Annotated in this window: 16 protein-coding genes; 14 read left to right on the top strand and 2 right to left on the bottom strand. The window is 43.1% G+C overall.

What is annotated here, in order from left to right; all coding sequences use genetic code 11:
- Positions 1-20: 20 nt before the first annotated feature.
- From proC to ACG3M1_RS15945, 11 genes are all read left to right on the top strand, one after another.
- Entirely contained in the window at positions 21-827 is an 807-nt protein-coding gene (gene proC / locus ACG3M1_RS15995) for a pyrroline-5-carboxylate reductase (protein WP_395814306.1), read from the top strand.
- A 221-nt stretch (positions 828-1,048) separates the two neighbouring features.
- On the top strand, positions 1,049-1,963 hold the full coding sequence (locus ACG3M1_RS15990) for a sulfite exporter TauE/SafE family protein (protein ID WP_009588253.1): 915 nt from the start codon (positions 1,049-1,051) through the stop codon (positions 1,961-1,963).
- A gap of 297 nt (positions 1,964-2,260) precedes the next feature.
- Positions 2,261-2,878 carry an HAD family hydrolase gene (locus ACG3M1_RS15985; protein ID WP_008817800.1) on the top strand — a complete coding sequence of 206 codons (618 nt, stop codon included), beginning with the start codon at positions 2,261-2,263 and terminating at the stop codon, positions 2,876-2,878.
- Entirely contained in the window at positions 2,865-4,226 is a 1,362-nt protein-coding gene (rlmD, locus tag ACG3M1_RS15980) for a 23S rRNA (uracil(1939)-C(5))-methyltransferase RlmD (RefSeq protein ID WP_009588236.1), read from the top strand. The genes ACG3M1_RS15985 and rlmD overlap by 14 nt, the downstream gene beginning before the upstream one ends.
- A 31-nt stretch (positions 4,227-4,257) precedes the next feature.
- Positions 4,258-4,638 (top strand): hypothetical protein, encoded by a 381-nt coding sequence (locus ACG3M1_RS15975; protein WP_009270758.1) that lies wholly within the window; start codon positions 4,258-4,260, stop codon positions 4,636-4,638.
- 170 nt (positions 4,639-4,808) lie between these two features.
- Positions 4,809-5,039: a hypothetical protein gene (locus ACG3M1_RS15970; protein WP_224720919.1), complete on the top strand. Its 231-nt coding sequence runs from the start codon at positions 4,809-4,811 to the stop codon at positions 5,037-5,039.
- A 203-nt stretch (positions 5,040-5,242) separates the two neighbouring features.
- Positions 5,243-5,548: a DUF1648 domain-containing protein gene (locus ACG3M1_RS15965; RefSeq protein WP_009270757.1), complete on the top strand. Its 306-nt coding sequence runs from the start codon at positions 5,243-5,245 to the stop codon at positions 5,546-5,548.
- 899 nt (positions 5,549-6,447) lie between these two features.
- Entirely contained in the window at positions 6,448-6,588 is a 141-nt protein-coding gene (locus ACG3M1_RS15960) for a hypothetical protein (protein WP_395815456.1), read from the top strand.
- A gap of 26 nt (positions 6,589-6,614) precedes the next feature.
- Positions 6,615-6,854 carry a DUF4143 domain-containing protein gene (locus ACG3M1_RS15955; protein ID WP_009588251.1) on the top strand — a complete coding sequence of 80 codons (240 nt, stop codon included), beginning with the start codon at positions 6,615-6,617 and terminating at the stop codon, positions 6,852-6,854.
- Between the two features lie 352 nt (positions 6,855-7,206).
- The gene (locus ACG3M1_RS15950; protein ID WP_207636088.1) at positions 7,207-7,317 is read left to right on the top strand and encodes a PTS lactose/cellobiose transporter subunit IIA; all 111 of its coding nucleotides are present in this window, start codon (positions 7,207-7,209) and stop codon (positions 7,315-7,317) included.
- 243 nt (positions 7,318-7,560) lie between these two features.
- Positions 7,561-8,205, top strand: a complete 645-nt coding sequence (locus ACG3M1_RS15945) for an HAD family hydrolase (RefSeq protein WP_008817727.1) — start codon at positions 7,561-7,563, stop codon at positions 8,203-8,205.
- Here ACG3M1_RS15945 and ACG3M1_RS15940 read toward each other — a convergent pair whose 3' ends face one another.
- A complete protein-coding gene (locus ACG3M1_RS15940) occupies positions 8,206-8,907 on the bottom strand; it encodes a Crp/Fnr family transcriptional regulator (protein WP_008817726.1) in 702 nt (233 codons plus the stop codon). It lies immediately after the preceding gene.
- Positions 8,908-9,048: 141 nt separating this feature from the next.
- Here ACG3M1_RS15940 and deoD point away from each other — a divergent pair, with 141 nt between their 5' ends.
- From deoD to ACG3M1_RS15925, 3 genes are all read left to right on the top strand, one after another.
- Positions 9,049-9,765, top strand: a complete 717-nt coding sequence (gene deoD, locus ACG3M1_RS15935; RefSeq protein ID WP_002609936.1) for a purine-nucleoside phosphorylase — start codon at positions 9,049-9,051, stop codon at positions 9,763-9,765.
- Between the two features lie 48 nt (positions 9,766-9,813).
- Complete coding sequence (locus tag ACG3M1_RS15930; protein WP_002609938.1) at positions 9,814-11,004, top strand: phosphopentomutase; 1,191 nt, start codon at positions 9,814-9,816, stop codon at positions 11,002-11,004.
- Positions 11,005-11,248: 244 nt separating this feature from the next.
- A complete protein-coding gene (locus ACG3M1_RS15925; protein WP_257339873.1) occupies positions 11,249-11,503 on the top strand; it encodes a hypothetical protein in 255 nt (84 codons plus the stop codon).
- A gap of 308 nt (positions 11,504-11,811) precedes the next feature.
- On the opposite strand, the gene ACG3M1_RS15920 is transcribed toward ACG3M1_RS15925, so the two are convergent.
- A complete protein-coding gene (locus ACG3M1_RS15920) occupies positions 11,812-14,157 on the bottom strand; it encodes an ATP-dependent DNA helicase (protein ID WP_008817724.1) in 2,346 nt (781 codons plus the stop codon).
- Between the last annotated feature and the right edge of the window lie 48 nt (positions 14,158-14,205).

Raw genomic sequence — 14,205 nt, 5'->3', positions numbered from 1 at the left:
AGGAAAGAAGGAAAATAGTTATGAACAAGACCATTGGATTTATCGGCAGCGGAAACATGGGCGGTGCGATGATCGGGGGGATCATCAAGGCCGGTCTGACTGCCAAAGAAAACATTTATGTATCCGACATCAACGAGGAGAGTCTGGCTCGTGTACGGGAAAGCTATGGCGTCAATACGACAACAGACAATGCGCAACTGGCAAAGGTATGCGACATCATTGTGCTGTCTGTAAAGCCGTTCCTGTATCCGGTTGTCATCAATCAGATCAAGACTGTTGTGAAAGAGGATGTCATCATCGTCGTGATTGCAGCCGGACAATCCTCCGAAGCGGTAGCACAGCTGTTTGGAAGAGAAATCAAAATCGTCAAGACAATGCCAAACACACCGGCACTTGTTGGTGAGGGTATGGCTGCCATTGCACCTGCAAAGAATGTCACAAAGGAAGAAACCGCAGAGATTACGGCTATCTTCAACAGCTTTGGTAAGAGTGAAATTGTACCAGAGCACCTGATGGATGCGGTAACGGCAGTCAGCGGATCATCACCGGCATATGTCTATATGATGATTGAAGCAATGGCAGATGCCGCCGTAGTGGAAGGTATGCCAAGACCACAGGCATATAAATTTGCGGCACAGGCGGTACTGGGAAGTGCCCAGATGGTTCTGGAAACCGGAAAGCATCCGGGAGAGCTGAAGGATATGGTTTGTTCACCGGGAGGAACGACCATCGCTGCTGTCGCAAAGCTTGAGGAAACCGGATTTCGCTCCAGCATTATGCAGAGCATGAAGGCTTGTGCGGATAAATCAAGAGAGATGTCGAAATAAAACAGAGGAATTTGGAAGAAGGCTGTGCTTCACCATGTGTTTGCGGCGAGGATTGCAATTAGCGTGCAGGGATGTCTGCAATTGCAAGAACTGCTGAAAGCAAGACGGCGCCTGTAACAGAGGGATGCTGGAACAGAGTGCCGGTGAATAACAGCAAGCAGCATTGGAGTTAAACAATAGAGAAGACGCAAGAGCGTACAATGGGAGTTAAAGAGAAGATTATGGATATTACTACTATTATTATTGGATTGCTGATCGTACTGCTGATCGGATACACTGCTTTTTTCGCTTACGACCTGATCAAACACAAGGATGAGTTTGAGGGAGATACCTCCTGGTGGAAGACCGGCGCTATCGGGGCTCTGGTAAATTTCTTCGATCCGCTGGGAATCGGGGCATTCGCTCCACAGACAGCATTACTGAAATTTACGAAGCAGACACGGGATAAGCTGATTCCGGGAACGATGAATGTTGCCAACTGTATTCCGGTACTGCTGCAGGCACTGATTTTTACAACGGTTGTCAAGGTTGAGGCATGGACACTGGTTGTCATGCTGGCTGCCGCTATGCTTGGTGCAGTTCTCGGAGCAGGTGTGGTTTCCCGCATGTCAGAGAAGAAAATTCGTCTGGTAATGGGGTTTGCACTTGCATGTACGGCATGCATCATGCTGGCAAGTCTTTTGAAGTTAATGCCGATTGGTGGAGATGCCATTGGACTCGCGGGTGGAAAGCTTGTGATTGCCGGTATCGTCAACTTTATTCTGGGAGCATTGATGACAGCGGGTGTCGGTCTGTATAATCCCTGCATGGTCCTTGTGTATCTATTGGGAATGTCTCCGGATGTCGCGTTCCCGATTATGATGGGATCCTGTGCCTTCCTGATGCCGCCTGCATCTGTAAAGTTTATCAAGGAGGGGGCATACAATCGAAAATCAGCACTTTCCATGGCGATTTTCGGATCAATTGCAACTCTGGTTGCATCTCTTCTGATCAAATCACTGCCGCTGGATGTACTGAAATGGATCGTTGTATGTGTAACGGTATATACATCCACTGTCATGCTGCGTGCCGGGTTTTCAAAGGTAACGGAGCATACAGCAGCTGCAAAAGCTGAAGCAGTGGAAATCGTAGATTAAAATTGTAAGAGGTTCACTTCCATGTGACCTCTTTTTTCTGTTGTGCTCTTTGAATAAGCATGACAGCCGTATTGTCAGGTTCTTTTTTACTCAGGGTATACGATAGAAGGAGAATTTAAATTCTGTTATAAGAATGCTTCTTTTTTTTAATGCAGGCCTGATTGAGAAAGTAGCATGATGTGGCAGTTCATCCTTTTTATATTCTTTCATTATCCAGATTTTGCAATATTGATATTAGTGACTGGGAAGCCGGGGCTTCTTATAGTATAATAGAAATGAAAACAAGGAGTAGAAAGCATGATAAAACATATTGTATTTGATATAGGAAATGTATTGATGACCTTTGCACCGGAGACCTATTTTATCCGGTGGTTTCAAAGTGAAGAAAAGACACACCGTGTCTGCAGCCGTATTTTTACACATGAAGCATGGGAGAAGTATGATCAGGGAATCTGGATGCTGGAGGATCTGTATGCGGTGTATCACGATGCATATCCGGATATGGTTGAGGAGACGGATATCGTATTACAGAACTGGCTGCAGCTGATGCAGCCGATGCAGGAAAGCATAGCCTTTATGAAACAGATGAAGAATGCCGGTTATGGAATTTATATTCTTTCCAATATCAGTCAGGATTCTGCGGATTATTTGAAGGAAACCCAGCAGTTCTTTCCACTGGCGGACGGTGCGGTATTGTCCTATGAGGAGAAAACCAACAAACCGGATCCCTATATTTTTGAAGTGCTGCTTGAGCGCTATGAGCTCAACGCCGAGGAGCTTCTTTATCTGGATGATAATGTGGAAAATACTAGGCAGGCAGAGAAGATGGGAATACAGGGAATCTTATTTACAGATGAGGGCTGTATCGCGAAGGCGCAGAAGCTGTTGAAAGAGGAATGTCATGTTAAAGATTAAGCAGATGGTAAGCGGTGTTATCACCGGTATGGATGAGGCGCATAACGGACTGCTGCGTATAGGAAAGGATATCGTACTTGTGCGCCATGTGTTGAAGCAGGAGGAGGTCCGTGTCCGAATTGTCAGGCGTATTGCAAAGGGGTATATCGGTGAGGTTGTAGAAATTAAAAGGGCATCTCCTTTCCGTAAACCGGTGAAGTGTCCGATTTATGAGCACTGCGGAAGCTGTCAGCTGCTACATATGAATGCGCAGGGACAGCGTGTATTTAAGAACCAAAGTATGCAAGCCCTGTGTGACAGGGCGAAGGGAATGAAATTACAGACGGAGGATATCGTCATGATGGAGGAGCCATGGCAGTATCGCAATAAGGTGATTATCGGATTTCAAAAGGACAGGCAGCGTCGAATACAGGCAGGCTTTTATGAGGAATTCTCTCATCGTATAATCCCCTATAAATGCTGTCCTCTGCATCCTGAGGTGTGTGACAGCATAATTGCAGGCATTGTGGAGCTGATGGGAAAGCTCCACATCGAACCGTATAATGAGGATCAGCGCAAAGGGCTTATCCGGCATGTAGTCGTGCGGTATGGTGCGGTAAGCAAACAGATCATGATCGTTCTTGTATTGAATTCCAATGTGTTTCCGGCAAGGAGGAATTTTATACAGGAGCTAAGAAAACGATTTCCTCAAATTACAACAATCGTGCAGAATGTGAATACCAGAAAAACAAGCGTGGTGTTAGGGGATGAGGAGCGTGTACTATATGGTCCCGGGTATATCGAGGATGTTTTGTGCGGTATGACCTTCCGGATATCTGCAAAGTCTTTCTATCAGATCAATCATGAGCAAACGGAAGTTCTTTATCAGCGTTCGGTGGAGCTGCTGGAGCTAAGTGGTAAGGAAACGGTGCTGGATGCATATTGTGGAATCGGGACGATTGGGATGTATGTATCACGCTTCGTGAAGCAGGTGATCGGTGTGGAAATCAACCGTGATGCGGTGGAGGATGCCAAAATCAATGCGAAGATCAATCAGATATCCAATATCCGTTTTGTTTGTGAGGATGCTGGGCGCTATATGACAAGGCTTGCGGCGGAGAAGAAGCGGCTGGATGTCGTGATTATGGATCCTCCCAGAAGTGGAAGCAGTGAGGATTTCATTAAGAGTCTGGTACGGATGAAGCCGAAACAGGTATTGTATATCTCATGTAATCCGCAGACGCAGATTCGCGATTTGCAGATGTTTGAGCGTATGGGATATCGGGTACAGGGCAAGCTGGTTCCGGTGGATATGTTCCCGCATACGGTTCATGTAGAGAGTATCGTGAAATTAGTGAGAAATAAATAGAAAGGTAAATTAGAAATTTATAGGAGGGATTATGAATTTTAAAGACATTATTTCTATAGCAGCAGTAATTGCAACAACAGTAGTAGCAGTGGTTTCTATATTTTTGAATCATCGTTCAAATTTGAAACATCAACTGTTTTTAGAAAAACTCAGAATATATAAAGAACTTATGGTAATCGTTTCTCAGTCCACAAGTCAACGTGCAAATAGGGAAGAACTGCATTTGCGGTTAATAGCTGTCAAACAAGAAATTATATTATTTTCTACTGAGCCAATCATTAGGAAGCTGGCAGATATTGGAGATATTAATTTCACCAATGATGGACAAACAGAAGTTCAAGCAAAAGAGAAATTTGATAGATATTTTATCTTTACTAAACTTAATGAGACGAGACTTACTGAAACAAAATGATAAAATTTCGGATACAACTCTAAAAAGGTTAATTTAACCACTAAAATAATAGGTATAACATGTATTCGGCGCAATTAGAAAGATAAACTAAAACTGTAAGTCATATTTGAATTTGGGAAGCAATTTTAGGGATATTAGACGATGAGAAATGATTATGGAATGGTGAAAAGATGATAACAGGATACTACTGCACAAATATTTTTTCTGAGCATGCGAAAGAACTGATTGAGTTTTACAGGGAAATATTAGAGATACCCTTTATTAAAACTAATGTTGACGATTCAAATGGGGTTTATCTTGGCTTTAATGAAAATATCCACTATTTGCATATGGGATTGCAAGGCATTCGACGCACCACCGACTGGTTATCAATCCTTTGTATTTCAAACAAAAAATCTTGATTCAACAGTAGAATGGTTAAAGGGAAAAGGGCTTCCACTAGCTGACCCTGTGCGATATGATCGGGGAACTAACGAGCTTCGCTTAAAAGATATTGATGGAAATGAGATAGTGATAGCTGAGTTTGTTTGATAAATGACTTTTGTAGTATTAGCTCGTCAAATTCAAGTTTATCAAACTGAAAAATTAGAAGTTGGAGGAATTTATGAAAGATATCAAATATGGAGTCTTATGTTTTATTCCATCTGTACTATTGTTGGTGTTTTGTGATTCATTCCCTAATGAAATTGCTACACATTTTAATTTTTTTGGAAATGCAGATATTTATTCAAGTAAATGGTATATTATTTTATTAGTACCTGTCCTTGGGTTTTTAGGACATGTCACATATATGGTTATATTAGAAAAGAGACCTAATCGGATTGGAAGAAATGGTATTAAAAAATACTCTTTTCTATACTTTCCTATGTTAACATGTTTTGCAATAATCTTCATGTTATGGAATAGCTAAATCCCAGTTTATTTGTTTAATAAAAAATTTGTTTAAATAAATAAGGTAGCAAAGCCATCTGTGATATATATAGGTAAAGTTCGATATTTTATTGATTATAGCTATAATGCATAATCAAAATTTATACATGCGTTTAGTTGGATAACTCTATCTATGCGACGTTTGAAAATGACACACAGTCCATGTAGAGACGGTGGTTTCGATACATCGACGAAGTACGTAAAAATCCTTTGTTTTAAGCACTTTTCGGAGCATTTCGTATTCACGGATAAGGGTGTAAATTATAAAAATAAAGAGCTTAAAAAGTATATAGAGGTCTCAGTAGTAGCTGGTATAGAGTGTGTAGATACAATATAACGTGATTTATTTATTCTCTTTTGATTCAGATAAATCACTTATTATTCTCTATCTCACATACATAAGATAACGTATTCAGTCTTTGTATTGAATAAGAAAATGAATGTATCATGGAAGATGGAGTTAATCGTACAGAGCAAGTAAATAAAACAAAGGTGGCACGTAATTTTTGCCGGCTTCTTTAAGGAAGAGGATAAGGGAGGTGAAATCTTACTAACTTCATGTTTCGTATTGGACATGCTCATAATATAACCCTTAACAGGCTACAATGGGCGACGGTGTTTACAAATTGCATGAAACTACCGCATTTTGTGTGGAACGGGATATCTGCACAGTAATGGAAGTAACGGTGGATCGTGGTGATATAAATTATTTACATGATTTTCGGTAACACCATCCGGTAGGATAAAGGAAAGCCTACGAATTATCATAGTAACCGCAGATTTTTTAACAGCCATCAATAAATATTATTATAGGAATCGTAAAATGCCACGGATGGTCGCTCGAGACAGTATTGATTGAAAACATATATTGAAAAAGATGTGAGACAGCTAGTGAATAATGAGTTAAAATTCATGAAGTATCTTACAGCTTTAGCTGCAAGATGCGGCGAATTGCTTAATTTCCATGCTATTGCAAATGAAGTTGAAATCAGTATCGATACAGTGAAACAATGGTTTTAATATTATAGATATCAGGTATCATTTTTTTGCTGGAGCCTTATTCTAATAATATATTGAAGAAGGTGGTGAAAACACCTAAGGTATATTTACACGATTCTGGTTTGATATGTTATTTGAAAAGGTGGACAACACCTGAAGTATTGAAAAATGGCGCAAAAGCCAGAAATGTATTTGAGAACTTTGTTGTTTCTGAAGTTATGATAACGCATTTGAATTCCGGTAAAGCATATCATCTATATATTATTATAGAGATAAGGACAAAATAGTAATTGATCTCATCATTGAAAAAGATGGCATTCTGTATCCGATTGAAATAAAGATGAGTGCAAATCCAATGAAGGGAATGGCTAAAAATTTCTCGGTACTTCATAATATTCCGGATAAAGAAATAGGTATCGGTTGTATTCTTTGCCAATATGGTAGAAAGCTTTATCTTAGTGAAAATCTAGTCTCTCTTCAAATTACGTATATCTGATTCAATCCTTCTGGTAATCTGTCAAGAGGAAAATTGAAATAAAACAGAGGAAATCGTAAGGAGATGATACAAAAAGATGCACTAAAAAGAGGTTCATAAAGAAATCGTTTTCAAAGACTATTCAACTATATAAAGTTTCACCTGTGGCACTCAATATAGTACATGCGCAGGATCATTTGATGAATGCAATTCTAATGAAGGATATGGCAAATTCGATTATAAAGCTGAATCAGAAAGTAGCATCCATGAAATAAGCAATACTGCTACAGGAAAATAAGATGAGGAGGCCGGCTTAGAAACTTTCTACCGGTACTTTTCATCTTTTTCTCATAAAACGAAATGAATTACCGAATGATACTATGGTAATCATTCGGTATGATTTCTATGCAGATTTCCTATTCAATTTTTCAATTATTTTACGCACAATGGTTGCACCGGGATATTCTTTTGTATATAATAAGGGGCAATATAATAGAATAATACGAAGGAGGTTTCTTATGAATGATATAAAACATGTCGTCTGGGATTGGAACGGTACGCTGCTGGATGATATTGATGTCAGTATGGAAGCGTTGAATACCATTCTGAAAAAGGCACAGCTGCCTCTGGTTCTGGATAAAGGGGAATACCGGAAATATTTTCAGTTTCCTGTGATAGAATATTATAAAAAAGTCGGCTTTGACTTTGAGAAGACACCGTTTCCTATGCTCGCAAAGGAATATATGCGCTATTATCAGCCCCACAGTATGGCCTGCTCTTTGCATGACGGGGTAACGGACATGCTGTCACAGCTGAAGAAAAAGGGAGTGCATCAGTATCTGCTGAGTGCCAGTGATTTGCATTTCCTGCATGAGCAGCTGGATAATTATGATATTGAACAATATTTTGAGCAGGTACGCGGTCTGGATAATATCCATGCGGCATCCAAGGCAGAGCTGGCAAAGCGCTTTGTACAGGAAAGCGGTCTGAATCCGCGGGAAGTGGTCTTTATCGGTGACAGTGTACACGACAGTGAGGTTGCCCATGGTGCCGGCTGCCGTTGTATTCTGATCGCCAACGGACATGAGGATAAGGGAAAGCTGGAAAAAACAGGCTGCGTGGTTGTCGATACGATACGCCAATGTGAATCCCTGATGGCGTGATCAGAAAGAGAAACTGGAGGTCTCCAGTTCTTTTTTTATCGCACTGCGCTGCTGTTCGCTGATTTGCAGCTTGCCGTGGATGCAGTCCACAAAGCCTTCCTGTGACAAGGTGAGAATAATGCGGTTGCAGGTACGCACACTACAGCCGATGGAAGCTGCAATCCGTTCCCGGGTCGCAGGAATCCTTCCACCACTCTGTCCATTGGAACGCAGCAAAAACAGAAGCAGGCGTGTGCGATTATCCATAAACAAATACTGCCGCTGAAGCTGCGTCTGCACAGACAGCTCCTTCATCAGCATCTGCGTACGCAGAAACAGGGCGTTTGCATCACTCTTCATCCAGTGCAGATAGGAGGCAGCACTCAGTCTGGCGCAGCATGAGGCTTCCATCGTTTTCAGCGTCACATAGTGTCCCTCCATGCCGGTGAACAGCTCATAATCGCCGACGATATCCACCGGGTGCAGCTCCGTAAAGCTGTAAGGAATATCCACGACCCGCTCTTCGATCGCCTGCAGACGGCCATCCAGCAGCACAAATACCGGATTGCTGGTCTGGTAAGTGGAAATCAGATTTTGATTCTTACGTAGACGGATCAGCTGCATCTGCTGCAGCACCTCTACGGGACAATTGGCAAACAGCTGCTTCAGCAGACTGTGATGGCATTCCTTTGTTTCCTCTAACAAATCCTGCAGGGCAGTCATAAAATTCACCTTCTTTTCAAAAAGTGGACAGATGTCCTTTTTTTATTATCTGCTCCTATAGTATGATACTATTGTAAAAAAAGCAAGCAGGATGTATGGGAATCTGCTTTGCGTAAAACCTATGTAAAGGAGGAAGTATTTATGTCAACACCACATAACGCTGCTGCCAGCGGCGACATCGCCAAGACTGTACTCATGCCGGGGGATCCGCTCCGCGCCAAATTCATTGCAGAAACCTATTTGGAAAATCCGGTACAGTTTAACACGGTCCGCAATATGTTCGGATATACCGGTACCTATAAGGGAAAGAAAATCTCTGTCATGGGAAGCGGTATGGGAATGGCAAGTATTGGAATCTATTCCTATGAGCTGTATAAATTTTATGAGGTAGAAAACATTATTCGAATCGGTAGTGCAGGAGCCTACACGGATACGCTGAAGCTGTTTGATCTGGTACTTGCAGACAGTGCATGGAGTGAATCCACCTTCGCGAAGGCACAGGCGGATGTCGACGGTGATATTCAGACACCGAGTGCTGAGCTGAATGCTGAAATAGAAGCAGCGGCCGCAAGGGTGAACAAACCGCTGACAAAGGCAAGAATTCATTCCAGCGATGTTTTTTATCATGAGGACAACGTGGACGGACACCGGGAATTTTTTGAAAAGCATGGCTGTGTATGTGTTGAAATGGAAAGCTTTGCTCTATTCCACAATGCCAAAATTTTAAACAAGCGCGCTGCCTGCCTGCTGACCATCAGCGATTCTCTGGTTACACATGCAGAGACAACTGCACAAGAGCGTCAGACATCCTTCCATGATATGATGCTGGTTGCACTGGAAACAGCTGTGGCATTATAACATACGACAGGAAAGCACGTTATAAATAAAACACACAAGGAGGTTAACATGAAACCATATAAGAGGATTTTTACAATCGTCATAGATTCTCTCGGTGTCGGTGCGATGCCGAATGCGGCGGAATATGATGATGAGGGCTGTGATACGCTGGGACATATTGATGCAAGCATGCCGAAGTTTCATATTCCGAATCTGGCAAAGCTGGGACTGGCAAACCTTCATCCGCTTAAGCATGTGGCACCGGCAGCCGAGCCCCTGGGTTATTATACGAAGCTGCTGGAAGCCAGTGTCGGCAAGGATACGATGACCGGACACTGGGAAATGATGGGACTGCATATCACGACACCGTTTAAAACCTTTACGGAAACCGGCTTTCCACAGGATTTGATCGATGAGCTGGAAAAACGTACAGGGCGTCATATTATCGGAAACAAGTCTGCCAGTGGAACTGAGATTCTGGACGAGCTGGCAGAGCAGGAAATACAAAACGGGGATCTGATCGTCTATACTTCAGCGGATTCTGTTCTGCAGATTTGCGGAAATGAGGAAACGATGGGTGTGGAGACTTTATATCATTATTGTGAAATCGCAAGAGAACTGACCATGCGTCCGGAGTGGATGGTGGGAAGAGTCATTGCGCGTCCGTATACCGGAAGTAAAAAAGGGGAATTCAAACGCACCAGCAACCGTCACGACTATGCATTGAAGCCGTATGGGAAAACAGCGCTGGATGCGCTGAAGGAAGCCGGACTGGATGTAATCAGCATTGGAAAAATCAAGGATATTTTTGATGGTGAAGGCATTACACAGGCTCATAAATCCAAGAGCAGCGTGCATGGCATGGAACAGACGATTGAGGTCATGGAGCAGGATTTCCACGGCTTATGCTTCGTCAATCTGGTTGACTTTGATGCATTGTGGGGACATCGCAGAAATCCGGTCGGCTATGGAGAAGAACTGGAGCGCTTTGATGAGCTGCTGGGAGTTGTTCTCAATAAGCTGCAGGAGGATGATTTATTGATCATTACTGCAGATCATGGGAATGACCCAACCTATAAGGGAACGGATCATACCAAGGAAATGGTTCCGTTTCTGGCATACAGCCCGCGTATGGAAGGACACGGACTATTGCCGGTAAGTGATACCTTTGCCATGATCGGAGCCACGATTGCGGATAATTTTGAGGTATCCATGCCGAAGAACACAATAGGAACAAGCTGTCTGAAACAATTGAAATAAGGTACTGACGAAAACACCAAAAGGTATCTGCAGAGAAGGATCGTAGGAATGAAACCGGGAATTCTGCTGCTGATACCTTTTTATTATGTATAAAAGAAACTATCCGGACAATTAAATGGCAGGGCTTTAGCTGCTGCGGACACAAAGACTACGATTTTATTCTTATGAATGCTGTTTTCTGAAAGGGCATGGGTTTTCATAGTCCGCTGTGATAAAATGTATTTAAGAAACATAGGAATCTGAGATGGAGAAGGAGGAATGCAGGGGGGATGAAATTATCATCAAGCCGCATCATTTTATAGATATCATAAAGCTGTATGGTGCCGGTATTGAACGATTTATACCGGATGAACCCATGGGACATGATTTCTATAAAGTCGCAAATGAACTTATCGATCATCCGACAATCAATGTAAAATTAACCGTCTATGATGATATATGTAGGCCGTGTAAAAAATATAACGGCAGGTGTGTTGATGCGTTGACATCCATTTCCTGATATACAGGCAAGGATGCTTATAATAGAACATTGGATGAAAAGCTTATCAGACTGTATACTTTAACTGCTGAAAAATATACAGCATTGCAGCTTTGTTCGATAATCCTTGAAAAGAAAGCGTTTATATATACTGTCTGGAATGAGGAAGAGCCTGCTTTCACACAAAACGATATGCTTTATTTGTGAAGGGGGCAAATAAATTTTTAGATGGAAAATAGAATTTGCGATAGACATACACGGTGAAATCACGATGCCGGCTCCAATCCCATAAGAGAGGATCCTGAAGGTGGAAATACAGGCTGCCTACATCAGCTGTTTTGCTGCCAGAATTGTTTTACAGCCGCATGCAGACGGGTTGGATCATTGATAATTTGAAACGGCCGCATGTGTTCTGGTAACAGCCGCTGATAAAACGGTGTGGTGAAGCGCTCGTCAATGAGTAACACGATACCGATATCACTGTGCGAGCGAATAACACGGCCGGCAGCCTGCAGTACCTTATTCATGCCCGGTACCTGATATGCGTAGGCATACCCCGTTTCGTTAACCTCGTCAAAGTGCTCACGCAGCAGCTCCTGCTGTGGATTGACCTGCGGAAGTCCTACACCGACAATGATCGTACCGATCAGCTTTTCCCCCTTCAGGTCTATTCCTTCAGAAAACATGCCGCCTAATACACAGAACAGAACATGCAGTTCTTGTGTGGTATTGAAGTGTTCAAGAAAGTGCTGCTTCTCTTCTTCCTTCATCCCGCTTTCCTGCAGGGATACGTGAATATCAGGGAACTGTTCACAAAAGGTCTGGGCAACCTGCTTCATATAGGCATAGCTTGGCAGAAAAACAATGTAATTTCCTGTTTTGGCCTGCACCGCTGCGTGAATCATAGCGGCAATCGGGTGCAGGGAGCTATCGCGGTTTCGATAGCGGGTGGAAATGGCGTCACACAGGACGATTTTACGCTTTTCTGCCGAGAATGGAGAAGGAAGAAACAGCTTTCTGGTCTTTCTTGTTCCACCCAGCAGATCGAGATAATAATCAATGGGAGAAAGCGTCGCAGAAAAGAAGACAGTGCTTCGTCCCATGGCACAGGTTTCCTTTAATGGATGTGCCGGATTCAGACAGAGCTGCTTCAGTACGATATCACTGCTCTGCTTTTCATAACAGGTGACAAAATCCTCATCATAAAACTCGGAAATCCGGTTGTAGTTTATGCATGAAAAATACAGATCGCGTAATTCTTCATCCCAGGTATCTTCATGCTCACTCTGCAGATAGATATCCATTTGTTCAATCACATCTGCCAGACGCTGCCTGATGGAAGAAATTGGATCCTTTTGGTGAATAAAATTCTGTCCTTCCTCTTCGCACTGCTTTTTTAACCGCAGGAATTCACGGTTGACAGCGCGCAGTGCCGCATGCAGCGGCTTGCGTTGCTTTTGGATATTGCGGGCTGCCGCAAGAAACGCCGACTTATTCAGCTCACAGCTGTACATGCTTCTGGCACGATCCACCAGATTGTGTGCTTCATCCACCAGAAAAATATAGTCTCCCTTTTCCATAAAAAAACGTTTCAGATACACCCGCGGATCAAATACATAGTTATAGTCACAGACAATCACATCCCCATACAGACTTGCATCAAGGCTCAGCTCAAAGGGACAGATCAAATGCTCCTGTGCTTTTTTTTCAACGGCCTCACGATCGATGAACTGTGTTTCCTGCAGCAGTTCGTACAAGGCATCCTGACAGCGATCATAATAGCCCTTTGCATAGGGACATACCTCGGGGTCACAGTTACGCACATCCTGAAAGCAGATTTTATCCTTGGCTGTGATTGCCACGCTTTTAAAGGATACCTCCTGCTTGTAAAGCAGTCGCAGAGTATCATAGGCAACTGTGGCCGTTACATTTTTCGCACACAGATAAAATACCTTTTCCGCCTTTCCCTCTCCAATTGCCTTCAAAGACGGAAACAGGGTGGAAATTGTCTTTCCGATACCGGTTGGTGCGGAGGCGAACAGCTTTTCCCGATCCAGAATGGTTTTGTATACGGCGACTGCAAAGTCACGCTGTCCGCTGCGATAATCCGGAAACGGAAACTTCAGCTCCTTCAGTGTTCTGGAAGAGCTGATTTTCAAATCTCTGCTGAGTGCTGCCCACTTCACATAGCGCCGCAGCGTATCCATATAGAATGCCGCCAGCTCCTCCCGTGTTTTCTCCTCGTCAAACTGCTTGATTTCCTCGGTATCAATCTGATAATAGGTCATCTGGATGCGAATGGAGGGAGCAACGTGCTCAGCCAGATACATATGGCCATAGCAATAGGCCTGTGCGAGATGGACCATGACGGGCTCGTTCAATTCGGAAAAGGGAATCGCGGTTGTTTTGATTTCCTCAATCGTCACCTGATCGTCCTCCTTGCGAACACCATCCGCTCTGCCTTCAATTTCAAACAGGATATCATCCAGTTCACTGGACAGCTTCAGAAATACTTCGCTTTCATAGTCTCCCTGTGCAGAGCTCTGCAGCATGCGATGAATACGGCTACCCAGATTTGCCCGTTCGATGGATGGCGCTGTGGATACCAGATCACCGCCGATCCATACCGATTCTACCAGAGCGCGCACGGACATTTTGCATCGATACACACGCATCCCTCCTCCTGTATCACTTCTGTACTGTAATTTTAGTCGTTTTTCTAT

This window comes from Clostridium sp. 10cd*, assembly GCF_044336395.1.
Taxonomy (GTDB): domain Bacteria; phylum Bacillota_I; class Bacilli_A; order Erysipelotrichales; family Erysipelotrichaceae; genus Clostridium_AQ; species Clostridium_AQ innocuum.
This window is presented reverse-complemented; position numbering and strand designations above follow the sequence as displayed.

Coding starts and splice junctions, on each gene's coding strand:
- ACG3M1_RS15925 (WP_257339873.1), top strand. CDS start 11,249: ATGGAGAAGGAGGAATGCAGGGGGGATGAAATTATCATCAAGCCGCAT.
- proC (WP_395814306.1), top strand. CDS start 21: ATGAACAAGACCATTGGATTTATCGGCAGCGGAAACATGGGCGGTGCG.
- ACG3M1_RS15945 (WP_008817727.1), top strand. CDS start 7,561: ATGAATGATATAAAACATGTCGTCTGGGATTGGAACGGTACGCTGCTG.
- ACG3M1_RS15975 (WP_009270758.1), top strand. CDS start 4,258: ATGAATTTTAAAGACATTATTTCTATAGCAGCAGTAATTGCAACAACA.
- ACG3M1_RS15930 (WP_002609938.1), top strand. CDS start 9,814: ATGAAACCATATAAGAGGATTTTTACAATCGTCATAGATTCTCTCGGT.
- ACG3M1_RS15990 (WP_009588253.1), top strand. CDS start 1,049: ATGGATATTACTACTATTATTATTGGATTGCTGATCGTACTGCTGATC.
- ACG3M1_RS15940 (WP_008817726.1), bottom strand. CDS start 8,907: ATGACTGCCCTGCAGGATTTGTTAGAGGAAACAAAGGAATGCCATCAC.
- ACG3M1_RS15985 (WP_008817800.1), top strand. CDS start 2,261: ATGATAAAACATATTGTATTTGATATAGGAAATGTATTGATGACCTTT.
- ACG3M1_RS15970 (WP_224720919.1), top strand. CDS start 4,809: ATGATAACAGGATACTACTGCACAAATATTTTTTCTGAGCATGCGAAA.
- rlmD (WP_009588236.1), top strand. CDS start 2,865: ATGTTAAAGATTAAGCAGATGGTAAGCGGTGTTATCACCGGTATGGAT.
- deoD (WP_002609936.1), top strand. CDS start 9,049: ATGTCAACACCACATAACGCTGCTGCCAGCGGCGACATCGCCAAGACT.
- ACG3M1_RS15965 (WP_009270757.1), top strand. CDS start 5,243: ATGAAAGATATCAAATATGGAGTCTTATGTTTTATTCCATCTGTACTA.
- ACG3M1_RS15920 (WP_008817724.1), bottom strand. CDS start 14,157: ATGCGTGTGTATCGATGCAAAATGTCCGTGCGCGCTCTGGTAGAATCG.